At 68.5% G+C, this 23,319-nt stretch carries 19 protein-coding genes; all 19 read left to right on the top strand.

Annotated features, from left to right (window positions below; genetic code table 11):
- Positions 1-369 precede the first annotated feature (369 nt).
- The 19 genes from flhD to IHD13_RS00800 all read left to right on the top strand — a co-directional run bounded on the left by flhD (position 370) and on the right by IHD13_RS00800 (position 23,224).
- Complete coding sequence (flhD, locus tag IHD13_RS00890) at positions 370-702, top strand: flagellar transcriptional regulator FlhD (RefSeq protein ID WP_195859139.1); 333 nt, start codon at positions 370-372, stop codon at positions 700-702.
- 3 nt (positions 703-705) lie between these two features.
- A complete protein-coding gene (flhC, locus tag IHD13_RS00885) occupies positions 706-1,281 on the top strand; it encodes a flagellar transcriptional regulator FlhC (protein WP_195859138.1) in 576 nt (191 codons plus the stop codon).
- A gap of 320 nt (positions 1,282-1,601) precedes the next feature.
- Positions 1,602-2,465 carry a flagellar motor stator protein MotA gene (gene motA, locus IHD13_RS00880; RefSeq protein WP_195859137.1) on the top strand — a complete coding sequence of 288 codons (864 nt, stop codon included), beginning with the start codon at positions 1,602-1,604 and terminating at the stop codon, positions 2,463-2,465.
- Complete coding sequence (motB, locus tag IHD13_RS00875) at positions 2,462-3,373, top strand: flagellar motor protein MotB (protein WP_195859136.1); 912 nt, start codon at positions 2,462-2,464, stop codon at positions 3,371-3,373. The genes motA and motB overlap by 4 nt, the downstream gene beginning before the upstream one ends.
- Positions 3,374-3,411: 38 nt before the next feature.
- Positions 3,412-5,580, top strand: a complete 2,169-nt coding sequence (gene cheA, locus IHD13_RS00870; protein ID WP_195859135.1) for a chemotaxis protein CheA — start codon at positions 3,412-3,414, stop codon at positions 5,578-5,580.
- The gene (gene cheW / locus IHD13_RS00865) at positions 5,577-6,071 is read left to right on the top strand and encodes a chemotaxis protein CheW (protein WP_195859134.1); all 495 of its coding nucleotides are present in this window, start codon (positions 5,577-5,579) and stop codon (positions 6,069-6,071) included. The genes cheA and cheW overlap by 4 nt, the downstream gene beginning before the upstream one ends.
- A gap of 139 nt (positions 6,072-6,210) precedes the next feature.
- Entirely contained in the window at positions 6,211-7,911 is a 1,701-nt protein-coding gene (locus IHD13_RS18525; protein ID WP_326838292.1) for a methyl-accepting chemotaxis protein, read from the top strand.
- A 56-nt stretch (positions 7,912-7,967) separates the two neighbouring features.
- On the top strand, positions 7,968-10,169 hold the full coding sequence (locus tag IHD13_RS00855; RefSeq protein ID WP_195859133.1) for a methyl-accepting chemotaxis protein: 2,202 nt from the start codon (positions 7,968-7,970) through the stop codon (positions 10,167-10,169).
- Positions 10,166-11,029, top strand: coding sequence for a protein-glutamate O-methyltransferase CheR (gene cheR, locus IHD13_RS00850; RefSeq protein WP_230086033.1), 864 nt, complete (start codon positions 10,166-10,168; stop codon positions 11,027-11,029). The genes IHD13_RS00855 and cheR overlap by 4 nt, the downstream gene beginning before the upstream one ends.
- Before the next feature lie 78 nt (positions 11,030-11,107).
- The gene (locus IHD13_RS00845; protein WP_195859132.1) at positions 11,108-12,172 is read left to right on the top strand and encodes a protein-glutamate methylesterase/protein-glutamine glutaminase; all 1,065 of its coding nucleotides are present in this window, start codon (positions 11,108-11,110) and stop codon (positions 12,170-12,172) included.
- A 66-nt stretch (positions 12,173-12,238) separates the two neighbouring features.
- Positions 12,239-13,927, top strand: a complete 1,689-nt coding sequence (locus IHD13_RS00840; RefSeq protein ID WP_442786555.1) for a methyl-accepting chemotaxis protein — start codon at positions 12,239-12,241, stop codon at positions 13,925-13,927.
- A 110-nt stretch (positions 13,928-14,037) separates the two neighbouring features.
- Positions 14,038-14,427, top strand: coding sequence for a chemotaxis response regulator CheY (gene cheY / locus IHD13_RS00835; RefSeq protein ID WP_195859130.1), 390 nt, complete (start codon positions 14,038-14,040; stop codon positions 14,425-14,427).
- Between the two features lie 35 nt (positions 14,428-14,462).
- Positions 14,463-15,152 (top strand): protein phosphatase CheZ, encoded by a 690-nt coding sequence (cheZ, locus tag IHD13_RS00830; RefSeq protein ID WP_195859129.1) that lies wholly within the window; start codon positions 14,463-14,465, stop codon positions 15,150-15,152.
- A 142-nt stretch (positions 15,153-15,294) separates the two neighbouring features.
- Positions 15,295-16,461, top strand: a complete 1,167-nt coding sequence (flhB, locus tag IHD13_RS00825; protein WP_195859128.1) for a flagellar biosynthesis protein FlhB — start codon at positions 15,295-15,297, stop codon at positions 16,459-16,461.
- Complete coding sequence (flhA, locus tag IHD13_RS00820) at positions 16,458-18,542, top strand: flagellar biosynthesis protein FlhA (protein ID WP_195859127.1); 2,085 nt, start codon at positions 16,458-16,460, stop codon at positions 18,540-18,542. The genes flhB and flhA overlap by 4 nt, the downstream gene beginning before the upstream one ends.
- Positions 18,539-21,157, top strand: coding sequence for a flagellar biosynthesis protein FlhF (gene flhF / locus IHD13_RS18375; RefSeq protein WP_195859126.1), 2,619 nt, complete (start codon positions 18,539-18,541; stop codon positions 21,155-21,157). Before flhA ends, flhF begins: the two co-directional genes overlap by 4 nt.
- 22 nt (positions 21,158-21,179) lie before the next feature.
- Positions 21,180-21,998, top strand: coding sequence for a hypothetical protein (locus IHD13_RS00810; protein ID WP_195859125.1), 819 nt, complete (start codon positions 21,180-21,182; stop codon positions 21,996-21,998).
- Positions 21,995-22,384, top strand: coding sequence for a flagellar protein FlhE (locus tag IHD13_RS00805; protein ID WP_195859124.1), 390 nt, complete (start codon positions 21,995-21,997; stop codon positions 22,382-22,384). Before IHD13_RS00810 ends, IHD13_RS00805 begins: the two co-directional genes overlap by 4 nt.
- Before the next feature lie 141 nt (positions 22,385-22,525).
- Positions 22,526-23,224 carry an RNA polymerase sigma factor FliA gene (locus IHD13_RS00800; RefSeq protein ID WP_195859123.1) on the top strand — a complete coding sequence of 233 codons (699 nt, stop codon included), beginning with the start codon at positions 22,526-22,528 and terminating at the stop codon, positions 23,222-23,224.
- The last annotated feature ends 95 nt before the right edge of the window (positions 23,225-23,319 follow it).

Genomic DNA, 23,319 nt, shown 5'->3' with positions numbered 1-23,319 from the left:
CCGCTGCTGGTGGCAAGCGCAGCCGACAAGCCATGGGGTCATAACGCGCGATTCGGTACCTTCGTGAATAAGGCGGGTTTATGTAGTTTTTTGTATACCGCCCGCCATCGGGTGTCGCCAATTGCCGTCGCCAATAGCTTGTTTTTGCAAAGTTCTAGCCGCCGCTCAGGGCGGTGCCGCCAGGCGAGGGAAGGTGAGCGTTGGCCGGCCCGGCTTGAAATCCTGTCAGAAAAAACCTACAACGACGTACGACAATGCCTAATCAAAGGCATGCTAATCGCCACAAGCACAAGCATAGCGGTTGGCCATAAGAATCGGGGCTCATCGAAGCGACCTCGGAACACTTGGGTACGTAGGGAATCTGCCACAATGCAAATGGATAGTGTTCTGGATGACATCCAGGATCTGAATCTGTCGTATCTGCTGCTGGTGCAGCGGCTACTCAGCGAGGACCGCGCCACGGCCATGTTCCGTCTCAAGATGGACGACGCCATGGCGGATCTGATCCTCTCCCTTTCCACCAGGCAGCTATCGCGTCTCTCGCGCACCAATCAGCTGCTCTGCCGCCTCAATTTCGACGATGCCACCCAACTGGAGCAGCTCACCAGCAACCCCCGCGATCAGGGGCTGGGCTCCTCCCATGCGGCCCTGCTGATGTCCGCCATCGGGGGCGCCGCCGCCTCCATCGATGCGAGGAGGTGAGCCGTGACTGACAAGAGTCTGGTCAAGGAGATGCACCAGGTGCAGCTCGCCATCGAGCTGATCGAGCTGGGCGCCCGGCTGCAGGTATTGGAGACCGAGACCGAGCTGAGTCGCAGCCGTCTCGTCAAGCTCTACAAGGAGGTGCGCGGCATGTCGCCCCCCAAGGGGATGCTGCCGTTCTCCACCGACTGGTTTATCACCTGGCTGCCGAACATCCATTCGTCGCTGTTCTACAACTTCTACCTGCGGCTTACCGAGGAACATGGCTGTGCCCGCATGGAGGGCTTCGTCAAGGCCTTTCGCCTCTACCTGGAGCAGGTGGCCTTCGATGGCGGCGAGCCGGTGCTGGGGCTGACCCGGGCCTGGACCCTGGTGCGCTTCTTCGAGAGCGAGATGCTCGAACTCACCGAGTGCACCTGCTGCGGCGGCCATTTCGTGACCCATGCCCATACCCCGGGGCAGGGCTATGTGTGCGGCATCTGCCAGCCTCCTTCCCGGGCCGGCAAGACCCGCAAGAGCAAGCGCCAGGCGCCTCCGGATGAGGGGTCATCCGCGGTGGCCCGCCTGGTCGCCCGTTAGGCCGTATTGCCTGGCCTCTCGAGGCCCCGCCCCGGTGCGCCGGTGGCGGGGCCTTCTGCATTTTGGCGAGGCCGCTGGGGTGGTGGGATTGGGCAAATTGCCGACGCGTCGGACCGTCGATACGTCGGACCGCGGCTAAAGCCAGCGCCCACAATGGATTGGATGATCACTGGAATTGTAGGAGCCTGCTTCAGCAGGCGATTGATGGGTTGCCGACGTATCGGCGATGACGAGATTTTTTCGTGGCTCGCCTCAAGTCGCTCGCGGGGATGCCGATAACCCGAATGATGCCATCCATGCTGTAGCGAAGGACCCTGGCCGTGCTGATACCCATTGGATTCCTGATCGTGACTTTCTCCGTCTTCGGCGGCTTCGTGCTGGCCGGCGGCAACCTGGGCCCCCTCTACCAGCCCACCGAGATCCTGATGATCTGTGGCGCCGCGGTGGGGGCCTTTATCGCCGCCAACAACGGCAAGGCGATCATGGCGACCCTGCGTACCACCTCCAAGCTCAAGCGCACCACGCGCTATGACAAGGAGGCCTACATGGAACTGATGGCCCTGCAGTACAAGCTGCTGGCCAAGATGCGCCGCGAAGGGATGCTGGGCATCGAGCGGGATATCGACAATCCCCAGGAGAGTGCCCTGTTCAACGAGCACCCGCGGATCCTCAACGACTCCCTGATCATGGGGTTCCTCACCGACTACCTGCGGCTCATGGTCAGCGGCAGCATGGATCCCATGGAGCTGGATGAACTGATGCTCCACGAGATCGAGGCCTTCGAACATGAGGCGGGCATTCCCGCTGATGCCCTGGGCAAGGTGGGGGACGCGCTCCCTGCCTTCGGTATCGTGGCGGCGGTGATGGGGGTAGTGAAGGCCCTGAGCACCGCCGATGCCGGGCCCGACGAGATGGGCTACATGATCGCCCACGCCCTGGTAGGCACCTTCCTCGGCATCCTGTTGGCCTACGGTTTCGTCAATCCGCTCTCCCACCGCATCGAGCGCCAGGTGGCCGAGGGGGTGAAGATGCTGCAGTGCGTGCGGGTGACCCTGCTGGCCAGCCTCAATGGCTGTGCGCCCCAGGTGGCGGTGGAGTTCGGTCGCAAGGCGCTGCATAGCGCCGAGCGGCCCAGCTTTACCGAGCTGGAGGAGCATGTGCGCGCGGCCAAGGGTGGCGCATGAGCGAGCAGCGCCGCCCCATCGTCATTCGCCGCAAGAAGGTGGTGCATAACCACCATGGCGGTGCCTGGAAGATCGCCCTGGCCGACTTCATGACCGCCATGATGGCGCTCTTCCTGGTGCTATGGATCCTCTCCTCGGCGAGTCGCGAGGAGCTCGAGGCGGTGGCCGAGTATTTCCGCACGCCGCTGGCGACGGCCATCGCCGGTGGCGACCGCACCACCGCCAGCGACAGCGCCATCCCCGGCGGCGGCCCCGACCCGGCCCACGCCGAGGGCGAGCGGGCGCGCATCGAGCTGCGCGATCAGAGCCGCAGCGCCGTGGAGGAGCAGCGCCTGCGTGATCGGGGGCGGGCCGAGGAGCGACGCCGCCTGCGCGAGCTGCAGCGGCGCATCGAGGCGGCCATCCAGGCCCACCCGGAACTGCGCCCGTTGCGCGACCAGATGCACCTGGACCTGACCCAGGAGGGGCTGCGCATCCAGCTGGTGGATTCCGAGCGGCGCCCCATGTTCGAGCTGGGCAGCGACCGGGTCGCTCCCTATATGCGCGAGCTGCTGCGCACCATCGCGCCGCTGCTCAACGAATTGCCCAATCGCCTGAGCATCAGCGGCCATACCGACAGCGTGCCCTATGCCGGCGGCTACCGCGGCTACAGCAACTGGGAGCTCTCCAGTGACCGGGCCAATGCCTCCCGTCGCGAGCTGGTGGCCGGCGGCCTCGAAGCGGATCGCCTGTTGCGGGTCGCCGGGCTGGCGGACCGGGTGCCCATGGAGGGCACCGAGCCGGTGGATGCGGTCAATCGGCGCATCAGCCTGGTGGTGCTGGACGAATGGAGCGCCGAGCAGATCCTCACCCAGGGCCGGGTGGCCGAAGGCGGCGAGGCGGCGAGGGCGTCGGGCGATGCGCCCTGAGCGTCACCTGACAGTCGAATCACAAGGCGGGGACTAGCATGGATTTCAGTGATTTCTACGAAACGTTCTTCGAAGAGGCGGAGGAGCTGCTGGCGGACATGGAGCGCCACCTCCTCGAGCTGGATCTCGAGGCGCCCGACCCCGAGCAGCTCAATGCCATCTTCCGGGCGGCTCACTCCATCAAGGGCGGGGCGGGCACCTTCGGCTTCGATGTGCTCCAGCAGACCACCCACCTGTTCGAGAACCTGCTCGATCATACCCGGCGTGGTGAGCTGACCCTGCGTCGCGATATCGTCGATACCTTTCTGGAAACCAAGGATATGTTGAACGATCAGCTGGACGCCTACCGTCAGGGCGCCGAGCCCGATCCGGAGGCCTTCGCGCGCATCTGCAAGGTGCTGCAGCAGATCGCCCTGGACGAGATGGGTCAGGACCTGGACGGCGGGGCACCGGCCGCCGGGGCCGCGACGCCGGCCCCCGAGGCAGCGCCCGAGCCTGAGGCCTCGCCCGAGGCCGAGTCGGCACCGCTGGCCGCCGCCGAGGGTGCCAACCTGGTGGTGGCCCTGCTCGGGGTCGGTGACAAGGATCGCGAGCTGCTGATCGAGGAGTTGGGGCACCTGGGCGAGATCAAGGGCCAGGACGGCGATGGCCAGCGTTATGAGGTGAGCCTGGCCACCGCCAGCGGTCGTGACGAGATCGAGGCGGTGATGTGCTTTATCGTCGAGCCGGAGCAGCTGGAGATCCGCGAGGTGGACGCCTCCGCCAGCCAGCCCGAGCCGGTACCGGCCACAGTCCCTCAAGCAGAGGCCGCAGCCCCTCAAGCAGAGGCCGCCGCCCCTCAAGCAGAGGCCGCCGCCCCTCAAGCAGAGGCCGCGGCAGAGGCGTCACAGCCGGCGAGCCCGGCCGCGCCGGCCGCCAAGCCCAAACCCGCGGCGCCGGCCAAGTCCGCCGCCAAGGGCGGTGAATCCACCTCGATCCGCGTGCCGGTCAACAAGGTGGATCAGATCATCAACCTGGTGGGCGAGCTGATCATCACCCAGTCGATGCTCGACCAGACCGTCAGCGAACTGGATAACGTCTCCAACGGCGCCCTGGTCAACGGCATGAGCCTCTTGCAGCGTAACGCCCGGGACCTCCAGGAATCGGTAATGTCGATCCGCATGGTGCCCATGGACTATGTGTTCAGCCGCTTCCCGCGGCTGGTGCGCGACCTGGCCAAGAAGCTCGACAAGGACGTGGAACTGGTCACCGAGGGCGAGTCCACCGAGCTCGACAAGAGCCTCACCGAGCGCATCATCGATCCCCTGACCCACCTGGTGCGCAACAGCCTCGATCACGGCATCGAGTCTCCCGAGGCTCGCGAGGCCGCCGGCAAGCCGGCGACCGGCCGCCTGACCCTCTCCGCCCAGCACCAGGGCGGCAATATCCTGATCGAGGTGATCGACGACGGCGCCGGCCTCAACCGCGACAAGCTGCTGGCCAAGGCCCGCGAGAACGGCCTCGCGGTCTCCGATGCCATGAGCGACGACGAGGTGTGGCAGCTGATCTTCGCCCCGGGTTTCTCCACCGCCAAGGAGGTCAGCGACGTCTCCGGCCGCGGCGTCGGCATGGACGTGGTCAAGCGCAACATCCAGGAGATGGGCGGCCACGTGGAGATCCTCTCGCGGCCGGGGCAGGGCACCACCACCCGCATCGTGCTGCCGCTGACCCTGGCGATCCTCGACGGCATGTCGATCAAGGTCGGCGAGGAGGTCTTTATCCTGCCGCTGTCGGCGGTGCTGGAGTCGCTGCAGCCGCGCCAGGAGGATCTCTACGCCATGGCCGGCGATGACGTGGTGCTCAAGGTGCGCGACGAATACCTGCCGGTGGTGGCGGTGCATCAGGCCCTGGACGTCACCGGCGCCTGCACCGAGCCGACCCAGTGCATCGCGGTGATCGTCCAGGGCGAGGGGCGCCGCTACGCCCTGCTGGTGGACGACCTGCTGGGTCAGCAGCAGGTGGTGGTCAAGAACCTGGAGACCAACTACCGCAAGGTGCCCGGCGTCTCCGCCGCCACCATCCTCGGCGACGGCAGCGTCGCCCTGATTCTCGATATCGCCGGCCTGCATCGCCTCAGCCAGGGCAAGCAGCAGGCCGCCCATGATCAACGTCGGCAAGCGCCGAGCCCCTATCTGCCCCAGCCCGAGAAGGAGGTCGAACCCTCATGAGCGAGATGAACGTGGCCAACGTGGCCGCCGTGGACGCCGATAGCCGTGAATTCCTGGTCTTCTCCCTGGGAGAGGAGGAGTACGCCATCGATATCCTCAAGGTGCAGGAGATCCGTGGCTACGAGAACGTCACCCGCATCGCCAATGCCCCCGACTTCATCAAGGGAGTCACCAACCTGCGCGGGGTGATCGTGCCCATCGTCGACCTGCGCATCAAGTTCCACCTGGACAAGGTGGAGTATGGCGGCCAGACGGTGGTGATCGTGGTCAATGTCGGCCAGCGGGTGGTGGGCATCGTGGTGGATGGCGTCTCCGACGTCATGACCCTGACCCCGGAGCAGATCAAGCCGGCCCCGGAGTTCGGCGTGACCCTCTCCGCCGACTTCCTGAGCGGCCTGGGCAGCCTGGAGGACCGCATGCTGGTGCTGGTGGATATCGACAAGCTGCTGACCAGCGAGGAAATGGCGCTGGTGGAGAGCGTCAAGGAGTAAGGGGGGAGCGGGCCAGGGCAGGCCACCAAGGCGCCGCAGAGCGCCCGACAACAACGACCCTGACTCGGCCGCGGCACGCCGCGGCCCACGCTCAATTCATTCCCGCCCGAGCGGGAATCCGCTAACGCAAGGGGTAGTCGTGAAGCTTCTCGATAATATGACCGTCAGGGTCAGCTGGACCCTGGTGCTGGCCACCTTCAGTGCCCTGCTGCTGCTGCTCAGCGGCCTGGGCCTCTATGCCGTCAACCACAGCCAGCGGGAGCTGGCGGCGTTCAGCGCCGTCAACGTGGATCAGCAATCCACCCTCAACCGCGCCAACTCCATGATGATGTCCACCCGCATCGCCATGGAAAACGTGCACGCACAAATTCTCGATGCCGACAGCGATGGCGAGCGTCGCCAGGCGCGTCAGGCGGCTGCCGCCCTGGGCGAGCGCCTGGAGAGCGCCGAGCAAGTCTTCGCGGAGTTCGTGGCGCTGCCCGCCCAGCCGGACAACGAGGCGCTGATTCCGCCCATCGCCGAAAGCGTTCGGACGCTCTTCGACCGGGCGCTCTACCCGCAGCAGCGGGCCTTGGCGGAGGGCAATGTCGAGCGCTTTCAGGCCCTGCGCGGCGAGGCCGAACGGCTGAACGCCCAGTTCTATGCCGATGCGGTGAATTTCTTCCACACCGTGGAGGCGGAGGGCACCCAGCGCTACGAGAGCTTCTTCAGCGTGGCCAATGCGGTCAAGCTGGCGATCATCCTGGTGCTGCTGATCGCCGCCGCCACCGTGGTGGTGGTGCTGTGGGGCGTCACCGTCAACGTGATTCGTCCCCTGGGTCGGGTGGTCGACCACTGCGAGCGCATCGCCGAGGGGGACCTCTCCGAGGCGATCGAGTCCCGCGGCAATAACGAAATCGGTCGCCTCTACGGCGCCCTGGGGCAGATGCAGGCCGGGTTGTCGCGCACCGTGAGTCGCGTGCGCCAGGGCAGCCAGTCGATCTACGGCGGCACCCAGGAGATCGCCAGCGGCAACCAGGACCTCTCGGCACGCACCGAGGAGCAGGCCGCCTCCCTGGCGGAGACCGCCTCGAGCATGGAAGAGCTCACCTCCACCGTGGAGCAGAACGCCGACAATGCCCGCCAGGCCAGCCGCCTGGCCGTGGAGGCCTCCCAGACCGCCGGTCATGGCGGCGAGGTGGTGGGCCAGGTGGTGGAGACCATGCGCGAGATCAGCGACAGCTCGCGGCAGGTCACCGAGATCATCGGCCTGATCGACTCCATCGCCTTCCAGACCAATATCCTGGCGCTCAACGCCTCGGTGGAGGCGGCCCGGGCCGGCGAGCAGGGGCGTGGTTTCGCGGTGGTGGCCGGCGAGGTGCGCAACCTGGCCAGCCGCAGCGGCGAGGCGGCCCGTCAGATTCGCGAGCTGATCGATGCCTCGGTGGCCAAGGTGGATGCCGGCTCCTCCCTGGTGGATCGCGCCGGCCAGACCATGGGCGAGATCGTCCAGGCGGTGCAGAAGGTCAGCGACATCATGGACGAGATCGCCTCCGCCTCCCAGGAGCAGAGCCATGGCATCCTCCAGGTCAACCAGGCGGTGACCCAGATGGACCAGGTGACCCAGCAGAACGCGGCCCTGGTACAGCAGGCCGCTTCCGCGGCGGGTGCCCTGGAAGAGGAAGCCGCGCGGCTGCGCGAGGCGGTCTCCCAGTTCCGGGTCAACGACGCGGCCGGCGATGACCTGGCGCGCTGGCTGCCCGACCTGGGGCAGCGGCCCCGCACCACGCCGGCTAGCTCGTCGAGTGCCAAGCCGCCGGTGACCAGTGGCCGTCAAGACGACGACTGGGAAAGCTTCTAATCAATAAAAAATAACGACCCGGCGCCCCACGGGGGCGCCTCGCAGGGAGCCACGATATGCGAAATAACCAGCCGGTGACCCGTCGCGAATACGAACTCGACGAGCACACCTTCCTGATCTCGCGCACCGACCTCAAGGGGCGCATCACCTACGCCAACCCGGCCTTTATCGAGGTCAGCGGCTTCTCCCAGGAGGAGCTGATCGGCGCGCCCCATAACCTGGTGCGCCACCCGGAGATGCCGGAGGCGGCCTTCGCCAACCTCTGGGAGACCCTCCAGGAGGGCGAGACCTGGGTGGGGGTGGTCAAGAATCGCTGCAAGAATGGCGACTTCTACTGGGTGCATGCCAGCGTCACTCCCATCGTCGAGAACGGCGAGACGGTGGGCTACGCCTCGGTGCGCATCAAGCCCAGCCGCGAGGAGGTGGCCCAGGCCGAGGCGGCCTATCGGGAGATCCGCGAGGGGCGGGGCAAGCACCTGACCCTGCACCGCGGCCGGCTGCGTCGCCGCGGCCTGCTGGCCAAGCTCAAGCGGGTCAACCTGGGCTCCATGCGGGCCCGTATCAGCGGCATGGTGGCGATCTCCACGCTGCTGCTGCTGACCAGCGGCCTGCTGGGGCTCTATGGCCTGCAGGCGTCCGGCGATCGTCTCCAGGCGCTCAACCGCGACGGCCTCCAGGACGTGGCGCGCTTGCAGCAGATCGACCGCCTGATCACCGCCGGCTACGAGTCCCTGTTGACCACCAACCAGATGGAGCTGGTGCAGAACTCCCAGCGCCTGGTGGCCGACATGAGCGAGGTGGCCGAACGCCTGGAGACCATCTGGGGCGAGTTCCGCGCCCGGGAGGCCAACCACAACGCCCGGGCCGACGCCTTCGATGAGGGCCTGAACGCCTATGTGACCGATGGCATTCAGGAGATGGTGCAGGTGCTCTCCTCGGAGGATGCCTTCGAGATCTTCACCGGCGCCCAGCGTCGCCGTGATGCCTTGCAGTCGAGTGGTCGCGAGCTCTCCGAGCAGGTCAATGGCCTGATCGACGACAAGCAGGTCGCCGCCCTGGCGATGGCCGAGGAGGCCGAGGCGGGCAAGGCACAGATGATGATGGCCCAGCTGGGCATGCTGATCCTCGGCCTGGTGCTGCTGGTCGGGCTGGGCGCCCTGGTGGTGCGCAGCATGGTGCGTGCCCTCAAGGACTCCACCGCCTTCACCCTGCAGATGGCCGCCGGCAACCTGGGGGCCACCATGCCCTCGCGGCGCCGCGACGAGATCGGTCGCCTGATGAGCGCCCTGGATATCATGCGCAAGAGCCTCGGCAGCATCGTCGGCGACGTCAATCGCGGCGTCTCCGTGGTGACCCCGGCGGCACGGGATATCGCCCAGGGCAACGAGGACCTCTCCTCGCGCACCGAGCAGCAGGCCGCCTCCCTGCAGCAGACCGCCTCGAGCATGGAGGAGATGACCACCACGGTGCAGCAGAACGCCGACAATGCCCGCCAGGCCAGCGGCCTGGCGGTGGATAACGCCACCCAGGTGGGCCAGGCCGGCGAGCTGATGAGCCAGGTGGTGGAGACCATGGGGCGCATCACCGAGCAGTCCCGCAAGATGACCGAGATCATCGATGTCATCGACTCCATCGCCTTCCAGACCAATATCCTGGCCCTCAACGCCTCGGTGGAGGCGGCCCGGGCCGGCGAGCAGGGCCGCGGCTTCGCGGTGGTGGCCGGCGAGGTGCGCAACCTGGCCAGCCGCTCCTCCAATGCCGCCGGCGAGATTCGCCAGCTGATCGACGGCTCGGCCAAGGAGATCAGCAGCGGGGCCGGCCTGGTGCAGCGCGCCGAGGGGGCCATCGAGGAGGTGGTGGCCGCGGCGACCCGGGTCAACGACATCATGGGCGAGATTTCCTCGGCCTCCGAGGAGCAGAGCTCGGGGATCAATCAGATCAACCAGGCCATCAGCCAGATGGATGACGTGACCCAGCAGAACGCCTCCCTGGTTCAGCAGTCCGCGGCGGCGGCCACGAGCCTCGAGTACCAGGCCCTGCAACTGGCCAATGCGGTGGCCGCCTTCCGCCTGGCCGGCAGCGGCGTGGAGGAGATCCAGGCCGCCAAGGCGGCCCTGGCCCGGGAGCAGCGCCGTGGCGCGGCGGGCGAGGCCCGGGTGGCGCGACTGGCGCAACAGGACGGTCAGGCCAAGTCATCGCGGACTTCCGCCGTCACGCCGACATCGGATGCCGCTACCGAGGAGTGGGAAGCATTTTGAACGGAATCTCGTCCTGGGAGAGCGCCGGCCAGCCCGCCGGCGCCCTCGAGAAGGATCTCGAACTGACCGAGGCCGATTTCTCGAGGATCCGCGAACTGATCTATCAGCGCGCCGGCATCGTGCTCGCGGAGCACAAGCGGGAGATGGTCTATAGCCGCCTGGCCAAGCGCCTGCGCCACCATGGGCTGACCCGCTTCGGCGACTACCTGGCGCGCCTCGAGCGCCAGCCCCAGGCCAAGGAGTGGGAGGCGTTCACCAACGCCCTGACCACCAACCTCACCGCCTTCTTCCGCGAGGCGCACCACTTCCCGCTGCTGGCGGAGCATGTGCGTCAGCGGTCGGGGGCGATTCGTATCTGGTGCGCGGCGGCCTCCACCGGCGAGGAGCCCTACTCCATCGCCATGACCCTGGCGGAGGCCCTGGGCTCTCGAGCGACCCAGGCAGAGGTGATCGCCACCGATATCGATACCGACGCCCTGGCTCGGGCCCGGGCCGGCATCTACCCCATGGAGCAGGTGCGCAAGCTGGAGGAGGCGCGCATCAAGCGCTTCTTCCTGCGCGGCAACGGCCGCCATGCGGGGATGGCCAAGATCCGTCCGGAGCTGGCCGACCGGGTCCACTTCGAGGAACTCAACCTGCTCGCGCCCAGCTGGCCGGTGAGTGGCCCCTTCGATGCGATCTTCTGCCGTAACGTGATGATCTACTTCGACAAGGCGACCCAGGCGCGGATCCTCGAGCGCTTCGCCCCGCTGCTCAAGCCGGACGGCCTGCTGTTCGCCGGCCACTCGGAGAACTTCTCCTATATCAGCGAGGCCTTCCGCCTGCGCGGCCAGACCGTCTATATCAAGGCGCCTCGCTAAAGCCGCCATGGCATCGGCCGATACCAACAGAAGAACGTTGCCGGGTGCCCCCGGGTACCCCAGCCAAGGAGGACTGCCTTGAGTGCAGCCAAGATCAAGGTGCTGTGCGTCGATGATTCGGCGCTGATCCGTGAACTCCTCACCGAGATCATCAACCGCCAGCCCGACATGGAAGTGGTGGCCGTGGCCCCCAACCCCCTGGTGGCCCGGGATCTGATCAAGCAGCACAACCCGGACGTCCTGACCCTGGACGTGGAGATGCCGCGCATGGACGGCCTCGACTTCCTCGAGCGCCTGATGCGCCTGCGCCCCATGCCGGTGCTGATGGTGTCGTCCCTGACCCAGGCCGGCTCCGAGGTCACCCTGCGGGCCCTGGAGCTGGGGGCCCTGGATTTCGTCGCCAAGCCGCAGATGGGGATCCGCCAGAACATGCTGGAGTACGGCGAGGAGATCGCCGAGAAGCTGCGTGCCGCGGCTCGCTCGCGCCCCCGGCAGGCGCGCCGCGACGCCTCGGCACCGCGGCCGGCGGCCCTCAAGGCGCCGCTGGTCTCCAGCGAGAAGCTGCTGATCATCGGTGCCTCCACCGGCGGCACCGAGGCGATTCGCCAGGTGCTGGAGCCGTTGCCGGCCAACGCCCCGGCGATCCTGATCGCCCAGCATATGCCGGGGGGCTTCACCCGCTCCTTCGCCGAACGCCTCGATCGCCTGTGCCGCATCCGCGTCAAGGAGGCCGAGGAGGGCGAGCGCATCCTGCCGGGGCACGCCTACATCGCCCCGGGGGAGGCCCATCTGCTGCTGGCGCGCAGCGGCGCCAACTATGTGGCGCGCCTCGACAGCGGGCCGCCGGTCAATCGTCACCGCCCCTCGGTGGACGTGCTGTTCCGCTCCGCGGCCCAGCAGGCCGGTCGCAACGCCATCGGTGCCCTGCTCACCGGCATGGGCAAGGATGGCGCCCAGGGCCTGCTGGAGATGCGCCAGGCCGGGGCGGTGACCCTGGCCCAGGACGAGGCCAGCTGCGTGGTCTTCGGCATGCCCCGGGAGGCGATCGCCATCGGTGGTGCCGCCGAGGTGGTGAGCCTGGACGAGATGGCACCGCGGCTGATGGCCCTGGTGGCCGCCTCCGGACGCGCCCAGCGGGTCTGATGTGACGAGTCCCGGGAGCCAAGGCTCCCGCAACGAGAACCGAGAGGCCTAGCGATGACACGACTAATGCGCAGTATCAGTATTCATGCCGCCATGGTGGCGGTACTGAGCTGCTTCGCACTCTTTATCGGCGCCGTGGCGGGCATGGGCGTGCTGGTGGATCGCAATGCCGACCAGACCCTGCGCACCCTCAACCTGATCAGCGCCGAGCAGCTCAACGAGATCAACCGCGCCGAGTCGCTGCTCAATGCGGCCCGAGTCAACCTGGAGGGGGCCTCCAACAGCATCATGCTGGGGCGCATGGACGAGGCCAACCGCACCCTGGCCCTGGCCGGCGAGCTGCTGGATCGCGCCGAGGCGCGCTTCGAGCGGTTCGGGGCCACGCCCAAGACCGAGCAGGGCCAGGGCCTGGCCGAGGCCCTGGAGCGGGACTTCGCCGCCGTGCTGGGGCTGGCGCGCCAGCAGCATGGTGCCCTGGACGAGCTGGATACCCCCAGCTTCAACGCCCTGCGCGGCGAGCTGGAGGGCCCCGGCGCGGCCCTGGCGGCAAGCTCCGCCGCCTTCGTCGACTACGGCTTCGGGCGCAGCGAGACCCTGATGGCACGCTATAACGCCGATGCTCAGCGCTTCGCCTGGATCGGTGCCCTGGTGCTGCTGGTCACGGTGGTGATGCTGGGCCTGCTCTACCTGAGCCTGCGTCGGATCGTCATTCGTCCCCTGGGGCAGGCAGTGGAATGCCTGGAGCGCATCGCCAAGGCGGACCTCTCCCAGCAGATCCAGGTCCTCAGCCGCAACGAGATCGGCCAGCTGTTCGCCGCCATGCGCGACATGCAGCAGGGCCTGGCCCGCACCGTGGGCACGGTACGCGACAGCAGCACCGCCATCCATGGCGGCACCCGCGAGATCGCCTCCGGTAACGCCGATCTCTCCTCGCGCACCGAGCAGCAGGCCGCCTCCCTGGAGGAGACCGCCTCGAGCATGGAGGAGCTCACCGCCACGGTGAAGCAGAACGCCGATAACGCCCGCCAGGCCAGTGGCCTGGCCCTGGAGGCCTCCTCCACCGCCGAGCGTGGCGGCGAGGTAGTGCAGCGGGTGGTGACCACCATGCACGGCATCGCCGACAGCTCCCAGAAGGTGGCGGACATCACCGGGGTGATCGACTCGATCGCCTTCCAGACCAATATCCTGGCGCTCAACGCCTCGGTGGAAGCGGCCCGGGCCGGCGAGCAGGGCCGCGGCTTCGCGGTGGTGGCCGGCGAGGTGCGCAACCTGGCCAGCCGCTCGGCGGACGCGGCCAAGGAGATCAAGGCGCTGATCGAGGGCTCGGTGGCCCAGGTCCAGGAGGGCTCGACCCTGGTGGAACAGGCCGGCGCCACCATGCAGGAGGTGGTGGCCTCGGTGAAACGGGTCACCGATATCATGGACGAGATCTCGGCGGCCTCCCAGGAGCAGAGCGACGGCATCGAGCAGGTCGGCCAGGCGGTGAGCCAGATGGACGAGGTGACCCAGCAGAACGCCTCCCTGGTGCAGCAGGCCGCCACCGCCGCCGCCTCCCTGGAAGAGCAGGCCTCCCGGCTGGAGCGGGCGGTGGCCCTGTTCCGCCTGGCCCAGGACGAGGCCGCCATGCCGGCCGCCCCCGGCGAGGGCGCCATGGTCTCCTCCGGTGCTCCCCGGTCGCTGCCGAGCGAGGCCGCGGCCAGGCCCCCGGCGCGTCGCCAGAAGGCCCTGGCCGAGGATGACTGGGAAGAGTTCTGACCCGGCGGCCGGGGGCCCGGTCGCCGTGATACGAGAAAGCAAGTAGCGCTCCCTGACGATCGGTGCTCCGGTCGATATGAACGACAGCCAAGCAGTAATGAGGAATGGTAATGGCCGACAAGAATATGAGCATTTTGGTGGTCGACGACTTCCCCACCATGCGTCGCATCGTGCGCAGCCTGCTCAAGGAGTTGGGTTTCACCAACGTGGATGAGGCCGAGGATGGCCAGGATGCCCTGAGCAAGCTGCGCGGTGGCGGTTTCGAGTTCGTCGTCTCCGACTGGAACATGCCCAACATGGATGGCCTGGAGATGCTCAAGCAGATCCGCGCCGATGAGGCCCTCAAGTCCCTGCCGGTGCTGATGGTCACCGCCGAGGCCAAGAAGGAGAACATCATCGCCGCCGCCCAGGCCGGCGCCAATGGCTATGTGGTCAAGCCGTTCACCTCGGCGACCCTGGAAGAGAAGCTCAACAAGATCTTCGAGAAGTTGGGCAAGTAATCGACACCGGGGCGCGATGCCCATAGGAGATGCGAATGAGCGGTGAGGCTTCCCAAGGGTCGGCCCAGCAGGGCAATCCCGATGAGCTGGTCCAGCGCATCGGTTCTCTGACCCGCATGTTGCGCGACAGCATGCGGGAGCTGGGGCTCGACAAGGAGATCGAAAGGGCCGCCGAGGCGATTCCCGATGCCCGGGACCGCCTCAGCTACGTGGCCAACATGACCGAGCAGGCCGCGGACCGGGCGCTGAACGCCATCGACCGGGCCCAGCCCCTGCAGGACCAGCTGGGCAGCGAGGCCGAGGCCCTCGACAAGCGCTGGTCCGAGTGGTTCGAGAATCCCATGGAGCTGGATCAGGCCAAGGCGCTGGTGCGCGAGACGCGCCACTACCTGGGCGCGGTGCCGGAGGTGACCCAGGCCACCAACAAGGAACTCCTCGAGATCATGATGGCCCAGGACTTCCAGGACCTGACCGGCCAGGTCATCAAGAAGATGATGGATGTGATCCGCGAGATCGAACACCAGCTGGTGCAGGTGCTGCTGGACACGGTTCCCGATGGCGAGGAGCGCGAGGCGATGCAGCGGCGCGCCGCCGGTCAGTGGGAGGCCGATGCCAAGAAGCGCGAGGAGTCGCTGCTCAACGGGCCCCAGGTCAAGCCGGACGCCGCCGATATCGTCACCAGCCAGGACCAGGTGGACGACCTGCTCGACGAACTGGGCTTCTAACGCCGTTCGACTCGTCCCCGGAAAGCGCGGTAGTCGTGGATAAGGCCACGATTGACCGCGCTTTTTGGCGTATCGCCCCTTCCCCCCCTTGCCCACAATGGGGCCCGGGCAGTGGAGCTGCCCGTGAGCGACAGGGCGGACCATGGCCGAGGGCAGCAGCGACGACCAGGAAAAGACCGAAGAGGCGACGCCACGACGCCGGGAGAAGTCCCGGGAGGAGGGGCAGGTCGCCCGTTCCCGTGAGCTCACCACCTTCATGCTGCTGCTGGCGGGGGTGATCGGTTTCTGGACCCTGGGCGAGATGCTCTACGGCCAGCTCGGCCTGGTGATGGAGCAGGCCTTCCTCTTCGAGCGGCGCCACGCCTTCGAGACCATGCCGATGCTCAGCCACGCCTGGACCCTGGGCGAGCGCACCCTGCTGGCACTGCTGCCACTCTTCCTGCTGCTCACCGTGGTGGCCCTGGTGGCCCCGGCCCTGCTCGGCGGCTGGCTGATCTCCGCTAAGTCCCTCAAGCCTCAGCTCAGCAAGCTCAACCTCTTCAAGGGGCTCAAGCGCATCTTCGGCGTCCAGGCGCTGGTGGAGCTGCTCAAGGCGATCGCCAAGTCGCTGCTGGTGGGCAGCGTGGCGGTGACCTTCCTGTGGAGCACCAAGGGGCAGTTCCTGGGGCTGATGGATCAGCCCATCCAGCAGGCCCTGGCCAGCGCCCTGAGCCTGGCGGCCCTGGGCGCCGGCCTGGTCGTGCTGACCCTGCTGGTGGTGATCCTGATCGACGTGCCCTACCAGCTGTGGAGCCACGCCAAGAAGCTGCGCATGTCCAAGGAGGAGGTCAAGCGCGAGCACAAGGAGTCGGAGGGCGACCCCCACGTCAAGGCGCGGATTCGCCAGCAGCAGCAGGCGATGGCCCGGGGCCGCATGATGAGCGAGGTGCCCCAGGCCGATGTGATCGTCACCAACCCCAGCCACTATGCGGTGGCCTTGCGTTATGAGGAGGGCGGCATGGGCGCCCCCCGGGTGGTGGCCAAGGGGGTCGACGCGGTGGCACAGCGCATCCGCGAGCTGGGCGACGAGCATCGCATCCCGCGCCTGGAGGCCCCGCCCCTGGCCCGGGCCCTCTACCGCCACGTGGATCTCGAGGCGGAGATCCCGGTGGCCTTGTATACCGCGGTGGCGGAGGTGATGGCCTGGGCCTTCAACCTCAAGCGGGCCGATGCCAGCGGCGAGCCGGCGCCGCCGCGTCCCACCGACCTGCCGGTGCCGGATGAACTGGCTGTCCCGCCGGGGCAGCCATCAAGCGAGGAGCCTCGATGAGAGCGCTGAACGACTACCTGGGTCGCCATGACTGGGCGAACAATGTGCAGATGAAGCTGCTGGCGGGGCCCTTGCTGATCCTGCTGGTGATGGCGATGCTGATCCTGCCTCTGCCGCCCTTCGCCCTGGACCTCTTCTTCACCTTCAATATCGCGCTCGCGGTGATGGTGCTGCTGGTCAGCATGTTCACCCGCCAGCCGCTGGATTTCGCCGCCTTCCCCGCGGTGCTACTGTTTACCACCCTGCTGCGACTCTCCCTCAACGTCGCCTCCACCCGGGTGATCCTGATGGAAGGGCACCAGGGCGGCGATGCCGCCGGCAAGGTGATCGAGGCCTTCGGCCAGTTCCTGATCGGCGGCAACTTCGCCGTGGGCCTGGTGGTCTTCGCCATCCTGGTGGTGATCAACTTCATGGTCATCACCAAGGGCGCCGGGCGCATCGCCGAAGTGGGCGCCCGCTTCATGCTCGACGCCATGCCCGGCAAGCAGATGGCCATCGATGCCGACCTCAATGCCGGCCTGATCGGTGAGGAGGAAGCCAAGAAGCGGCGGACTCAGGTGTCCCAGGAGGCCGACTTCTACGGCTCCATGGACGGCGCCAGCAAGTTCGTGCGCGGCGACGCCATGGCCGGCCTGGTGATCATGGTGGTCAACGTGATCGGTGGCCTGTTGATCGGCATGCTGCAGCACGACATGGCCTTCAGCGATGCCGCCCGTACCTATACCCTGATGACCATCGGCGACGGCCTGGTGGCGCAGATTCCCGCCCTGGTGATCTCCACCGCCGCCGGCGTCACCGTGTCCCGGGTCACCACCGACCAGGACGTGGGCCAGCAGATGATCAGCCAGCTGTTCGTCAATCCTCAGGTGATGATCCTGGCCGCCTGCGTGATGGGCCTGCTGGGCCTGGTGCCGGGCATGCCCAACTTCGTCTTCCTGGTCTTCACCGCCCTGCTGGGCGGCCTGGCCTGGCTGCTGATCAAGCGCCAGCAGGACGCCCTGGTGCAAGAGGCGGAGAGTGCCCCGCCGCCGCCGCCCCAGGAGGCCCCCGAAGCGAGCTGGGACGATGTCCAGCTGGTGGATACCCTGGGGCTCGAGGTAGGGCACCGGCTGATTCCCCTGGTCGACCAGCGCCAGGACGGCGAGCTGCTGGGGCGCATCAAGAGCGTGCGCAAGAAGTTCGCCCAGGAGGTGGGCTTCCTGCCGCCGGTGGTACATATCCGCGACAACCTGGAGCTCGGCCCCAACACCTATGTGATCACCCTCAAGGGGGTCGAGATCGGCCGCGCCGAGGCCTACCCCGGCAAATGGCTGGCCATCGACCCGGGCCAGGTCTCCGGGCAACTGGACGGCACCGCCACCGAGGACCCCGCCTTCGGCCTGCCGGCGGTATGGATCGATGGCGGCCAGCGCGAGCATGCCCAGGTCTATGGCTATACGGTGGTGGATGCCGGCACCGTGGTGGCCACCCACCTCAATCACCTGCTGCACCAGCACGCCGCCGAGATGCTCGGCCGCGCCGAGGTGCAGCAGCTGCTCGACAAGCTCGGCGAGGAGCACAAGCCGCTGGTGGAAGAGGTGGTGCCCAAGGCGATCTCGCTCACCGTGTTGCAGCGCCTGCTCCAGCACCTGCTCGATGAGGAGGTGTCGATCCGCGATCTGCGCACCATTCTCGATACCCTGGCCGAGTACGCGCCCCAGCAGCAGGACGTGGGCGAGCTCACCGCCCTGGTGCGGGTCAGCCTGGGACGGGCCATTACCCAGCAGTGGTTCCCGGGTCAGGATGAGCTGCATGTGATCGGCCTCGATGCCCAGCTCGAGCAGGTACTGCTGCAGGCGATGAATGGCAGTGGCGCCCTGGAGCCGGGCCTGGCGGAGACCCTGATGGCCCAGGCCGAGCAAGCCCTGGAGCGCCAGGAGGCCAAGGGCGAGCCGCCGGTACTGGTGGTGCAGCACGGCCTGCGGCCGGTGCTGTCGCGCTTCCTGCGTCGGCGCCTGCGCCACCTGGTGGTGATGTCCCAGGCCGAGATTCCCGATGACCGCACCCTGAGAGTGACCAGCCTGGTGGGAGGTAATGGATGAGCGTGACCCGCTTCTTGGGCGCCAATGTGCGCGAGGCGATGCGCCGGGTGCGCAGCGCCCTCGGCGATGACGCCCTGATCCTGGCCAATCGACGCACCGACGAGGGCATCGAGATCCTGGCCATGGCGGAGGCCGAGGCGGCCCGCCAGGACGCCGCCGAGGGCCAGCCCGCGCAGCAGGCGCGCGCCCCGCAGCCGCCGGCATCCCCGGGGTGGCCGGGGGATGCCGAGCCGGAGACCGGCTTTAGCCTGCCCGCCGGGCGCAGCCCCGCGAGCTTCGCCCAGGCCCTGGCTGCCCGTCATGGCGTTAGCCTCTCCGAAACGCCGGCGTCGAGTCCGGCAGCGCGGGGCTCCGCGGCTGATTCTGCGCAAGCGCTAGCGGCGCGTCATGGCGTCAGCCTGACTGAGACTGCGGATGCGACGTCCTTTTCGCTGGGCGATACCGCGCCGAATCACGAGACGCCGCCACCCCGCCCGCTAAGCCGCGCCCGGGCCGCCTATCAGCCCGACGACGGACTCGTCCCGGAGCCCGCCCCGGCGTCGCTTCCCAAGCCGGTCGCCGATGATCCGGCCCCGAGACCGGTCACTGATCAAGCGGCCCCGAGGCCGGCCGCTGGGGAGGGCGACCCGGCTCAGTCGGCCGGCAACGAGGCCGACTTTATCGCCCTGAGCCAGCGGCTGCTGAGCGAGGTGCAGGATATGCGCCAGCTGCTGACCCGGGAGCCGCCGGCCCGGGAGGGGCGACCCGGGGCCCTGCAGGGGCTGCAGCGCCAACTGGTGGGGGCCGGTTTCGGCCATGCCCTGACCAGCGAGCTGCTGGCCAGCCTGCCCACCGAACTGGCCCTGGAAGAGGCCGAGGCGGCGCCGGTGCAGGCCTGGCTCAGGCGCAGCCTGGCGGCGCGGCTGACCACCCGGGAGGACGAGGCGAGCCTGTTTGCCGAGGGCGGCGTGCTGGCCCTGGTCGGGCCCACCGGGGTCGGCAAGACCACCACCACCGCCAAGCTGGCGGCCCGTTACGTGATGCGCCATGGCCCCGAGGGGCTGGCCCTGGTGACCACCGACAGCTACCGCATCGGCGCCCATGAGCAGCTGCGCATCTACGCCGATATCCTCGGCGTGGAGGTACACGCCCTGGACGCCGAGACGCCCCTGGAGGGGCTGCTCGAGCGCCTGGCCGACAAGGCCCTGGTGATCATCGATACCGTCGGCATGAGCCAGCGCGACCAGCGCCTGGTGGATCAGGTGGCACGACTCCAGGAGGGGGAGCGCCGGGTGCGCCTGATGCTGATGCTCAGCGCCACCAGCCAGGGGGAGACCCTGGAGGAGATCGTGCTCACCTACCGCCGCGCCGCCCAGGCGGCGGGGGCGCGCCTCGAGGAGGTGATCCTCACCAAGCAGGACGAGGCGGCGCGGCTCGGGCCGCTGCTCGATGCGCTGATCCGCCATGGCCTGCGCCTCAACTTCGTCTGCCATGGCCAGCAGGTACCCGAAGACATGGCCCGGGCCGATGGCCTGGCCCTGGTGGAAGCGGCCCTCGAGAATGCCGAGGCCTCGCCCAGCAATGGGCGAGTGGCGGCGGAGCTGCCGCGGCTGGCCGGTTGGTCTCGGGGCCTGGCGGGGCAGAGTCGCGCCCTCGGCGCCGCCTGGCAGCGCCTGCAAGCGGCCTTGCCCACCTTCCAGCCCCTGGCCGAGGCCTGGCAGGCGGCTGGCCTGCCCCTGGACCGACAGGCCGAAGCCCTGGAGCGCCTCTGGGAGCGGGAGACGGCCTCGCCTCGGGCGCTGATGCGCTGGGCGCGGCGGCGTCCCCAGGCCCAGGGCTGGCGCCAGCCCGACCTGCGCCTGGATGACCGGGGGCTCGGCCTGGGTCTGCCCAGCCTGCAGCATCGCCAGCCCGCCGACGAGCAAGAGCGTCTGGCCTGGGCCGACGACCTGGGCGTCGCCGCCCACCTGCTGCCCGGGTTACCCAGCCGCGAGGCCTGGGACTGGCTGGGCGAGCGGGTCCACCCCTGGCTGGCCCAGGCCTCGGGCAGCACCCGGGTCTGGCATCGGGGCGAGCGCCTGGCCCTGGGCGACCTGACCGGGCAGGGCGAAGCGTTGACGCCGCTGCCCTGTCGCCATCGCCAGGGGCCGGCGAGCCTCGAATTGTGCCAGCTCCCGGTGGCCGCCGCGCCGGCGGGCAGTCGTCGCCAGGAGGATCGCGCCCTCTGGGCCTGGCTCGGGGTGCTCAAGGATGATGCCGGCCGCCCGCTGGGGCAGCGCTACTGGCTCTCGCCGGCCTGGCTGGAGTGGGATGCCCTGGAGCTGCTGCGCCATCAGCTGGCCCTGGAGTCCCTGGAGCGCCTGACCCGACGCGCCTGGCAGCAGCTGCCGGAGGCGGGGCTCGAGGCCCTGGAGCCCCAGCTGCGCCTGACCCTGGCCGCCGGCCTGGCGGGCCTGGCCCTCGGCCTGGAGCAGAGCGAGGCGCCCTGGGCCCTGGACCTGCGCGGCGAGCTCTTGGCCCTGCAGGGGGGGCGCCGCACGCGCAGCGCCGGTCGGCTCCTGGATGGCCTGTTACAACTGCTGGCGGCGCGCGAGGCGCTGCGTGGCCTGACCCTGGGACTGGAGGAGTCGCGGTGAGCCGTATCGAGGAGCAAGGAGCATGAGCGCCGATCAGGCCCAGGGGCTGAGACGCTGGGCCGAGGCCCAGGGACGCGGTGCCGAGGATGGCCAAGAGCCGCATGCCATGGCGACGGATGAGGCGCGGCGCTCCGTCGAGGGCGACGCTACGGACGATCGGGAGACCGCCATCGCCAGGACGCTGAGGGAGATGGCGCTCGCCGAAGCGGCCGAGACGTCGAAGCCCCGGCCCGCGACGCCTGCCGAGGAGGTCACGGCGGGCATCGTGGGCGAGGCGGCGGACGACCGGGAAACGGCGATCGCCAGGGCACTGGTCGAGATCGCCCGGGAGGAGCGAGCCCTGGCAGCGAGCGGCCGGGGGGAGCCGGTCGCGGCAGAGGGGGGCGTGACAGCACCCCCGTCGAGCCCGGCCCAGGGCCAGCCCCGCGATCGGGTATCTCCCGGCGGGAGGCCGGCCGCGAGGCCGCGGCTCCAGGCGCAGCGTCGACTGCGGGTGTTGGGGCTCGCCGCTGATGAGCCGCCCAGGGCCCGACGGCTGCTGGCCACCTGGGCCGGCCGGGGCCAGCGCTGGGTGGGGCGGCCCGACGACTGGGAGGTCACACCGGTGGCCCTGGAGGCGGTGTCGCGTCATCCCGCCAGCGGCTACTGGGCGCTCTGGGTCACGCCGGGTCCCGAGGCCTTCCGTCGCGGCTATCGGTTGCTGAGGGCCCTGAGCCGCCAGCCCGGGCCCCGGCGCCTGTTGTTGCTGGTGCCGGGGCTGCGCTCGCGGCGCGGCCTGGCGGATAACCTCGCCGGGGTGGCCGAGGGGCTGGGTATCGAGTTGCTGGTGATCACCCCATGAGGCGCTGGCCGGTGGCGCTGTTCCTCCTGCTTCTCGCCGGCCAGGCCGTCGCCGCCGGCAGCTGGGTCGCCGAGCCACCGCCGCTGCGGCTCAGTGTCGTCGGTCGCGATACGGTCTCGGCGCCGATCCAGGCGCCCCCCGGGGTGGCGTCGGGGGCCGAGATCACTCGGGTGCGCTGGCGCCTCGAGTCGCCGGTGGGCGCGTTGCCGCCCCTGCGTCTCTGTCAGGCCGAGCGCTGCATGCCGCTGACCGGGCCCCGCGGCATCAGCGAGGGGCTGGCCGGGGCACCGGCGGACCGCCCACTGCGGCTCCATGGCCGGCTTCCCGAGGGGCAGCGTGGGGCCCTGAGTCTGGGGGGTATCCAGTTGATCATCGACTATCGCTGAGACGCGGCGATGAGTTGCCGCGAATAGCCCGCGGATTCGACGCCTATTCCCGCCTTCCCGCGGCGACTGGACCCCAATAATAGGAGAGGGTCGGTCGACTCCGTCGACCGGGTGAAACGACCTTCCAGTTCGAGGCGAGGCATGTACACGGCACAGGGCAAGATCGATCAGGGTGCACTCGTCGAGCAGTATCTGCCGGTGGTAAGGCGTCAGGCCCTGGCCCTGCAGGTACGGCTGCCGGCGGGCATCGAGCTGGATGATCTTATCCAGGCGGGAATGATGGGGCTGCTGGACGCCATGGGGCGCTATGACGCCTCGGCGGGGGCCACTTTTACCACCTTCGCCAGCCAGCGAATTCGCGGCGCCATGATCGACGAGCTGCGTAGCCGCGACTGGCTGCCGCGCAGCGTGCGGCGCAATGCCCGGGCCCTGGACGCCAGTATCCGGCGCCTGGAGCAGCAGTTGGGGCGTCCCCCGGAGGAGCGCGAGATCGCCGAGGACCTGGAGATCGATCTCGACATCTACCACCAGCTGCTGGGGGACACCAACAACGGCCACCTGCTGCCCTTCGAGGAACTGGTGGCGGAGGGCCAGGAGCCCAGCGCCGAGGAGGAGGGCGCCTCGCCCTTCCTGGCCCTGCTGGGCGGCGAGCGACGCGAGCGCCTGGTGGCGGGCATCGAGGCCCTGCCGGAGCGGGAGAAGCTGCTGATGGCGCTCTATTATCAAGAGGAACTCAACCTCAAGGAGATCGGCGCCGTCCTTGGCGTCACCGAATCCCGGGTCTGCCAGCTGCATAGCCAGGCCATCGGCCGCTTAAGAGCACGTCTCGCCGAAGAGTAGGCATGGCGTCGCAGGGCGCTACACCATCGGGCCGCTGGCCCACGATTTCCCTAGACCTCCCGCTGCCTCGGCAGCGGGTTTTTTATGTCGGCCAG

Origin of the sequence: Halomonas sp. 328, assembly GCF_015645095.1 — a bacterium.
Classification (GTDB): Bacteria; Pseudomonadota; Gammaproteobacteria; order Pseudomonadales; family Halomonadaceae; genus Bisbaumannia.
The sequence above is the reverse complement of the archived record's forward strand: the minus strand, read 5'-3'. Positions and strand labels throughout refer to the sequence as shown.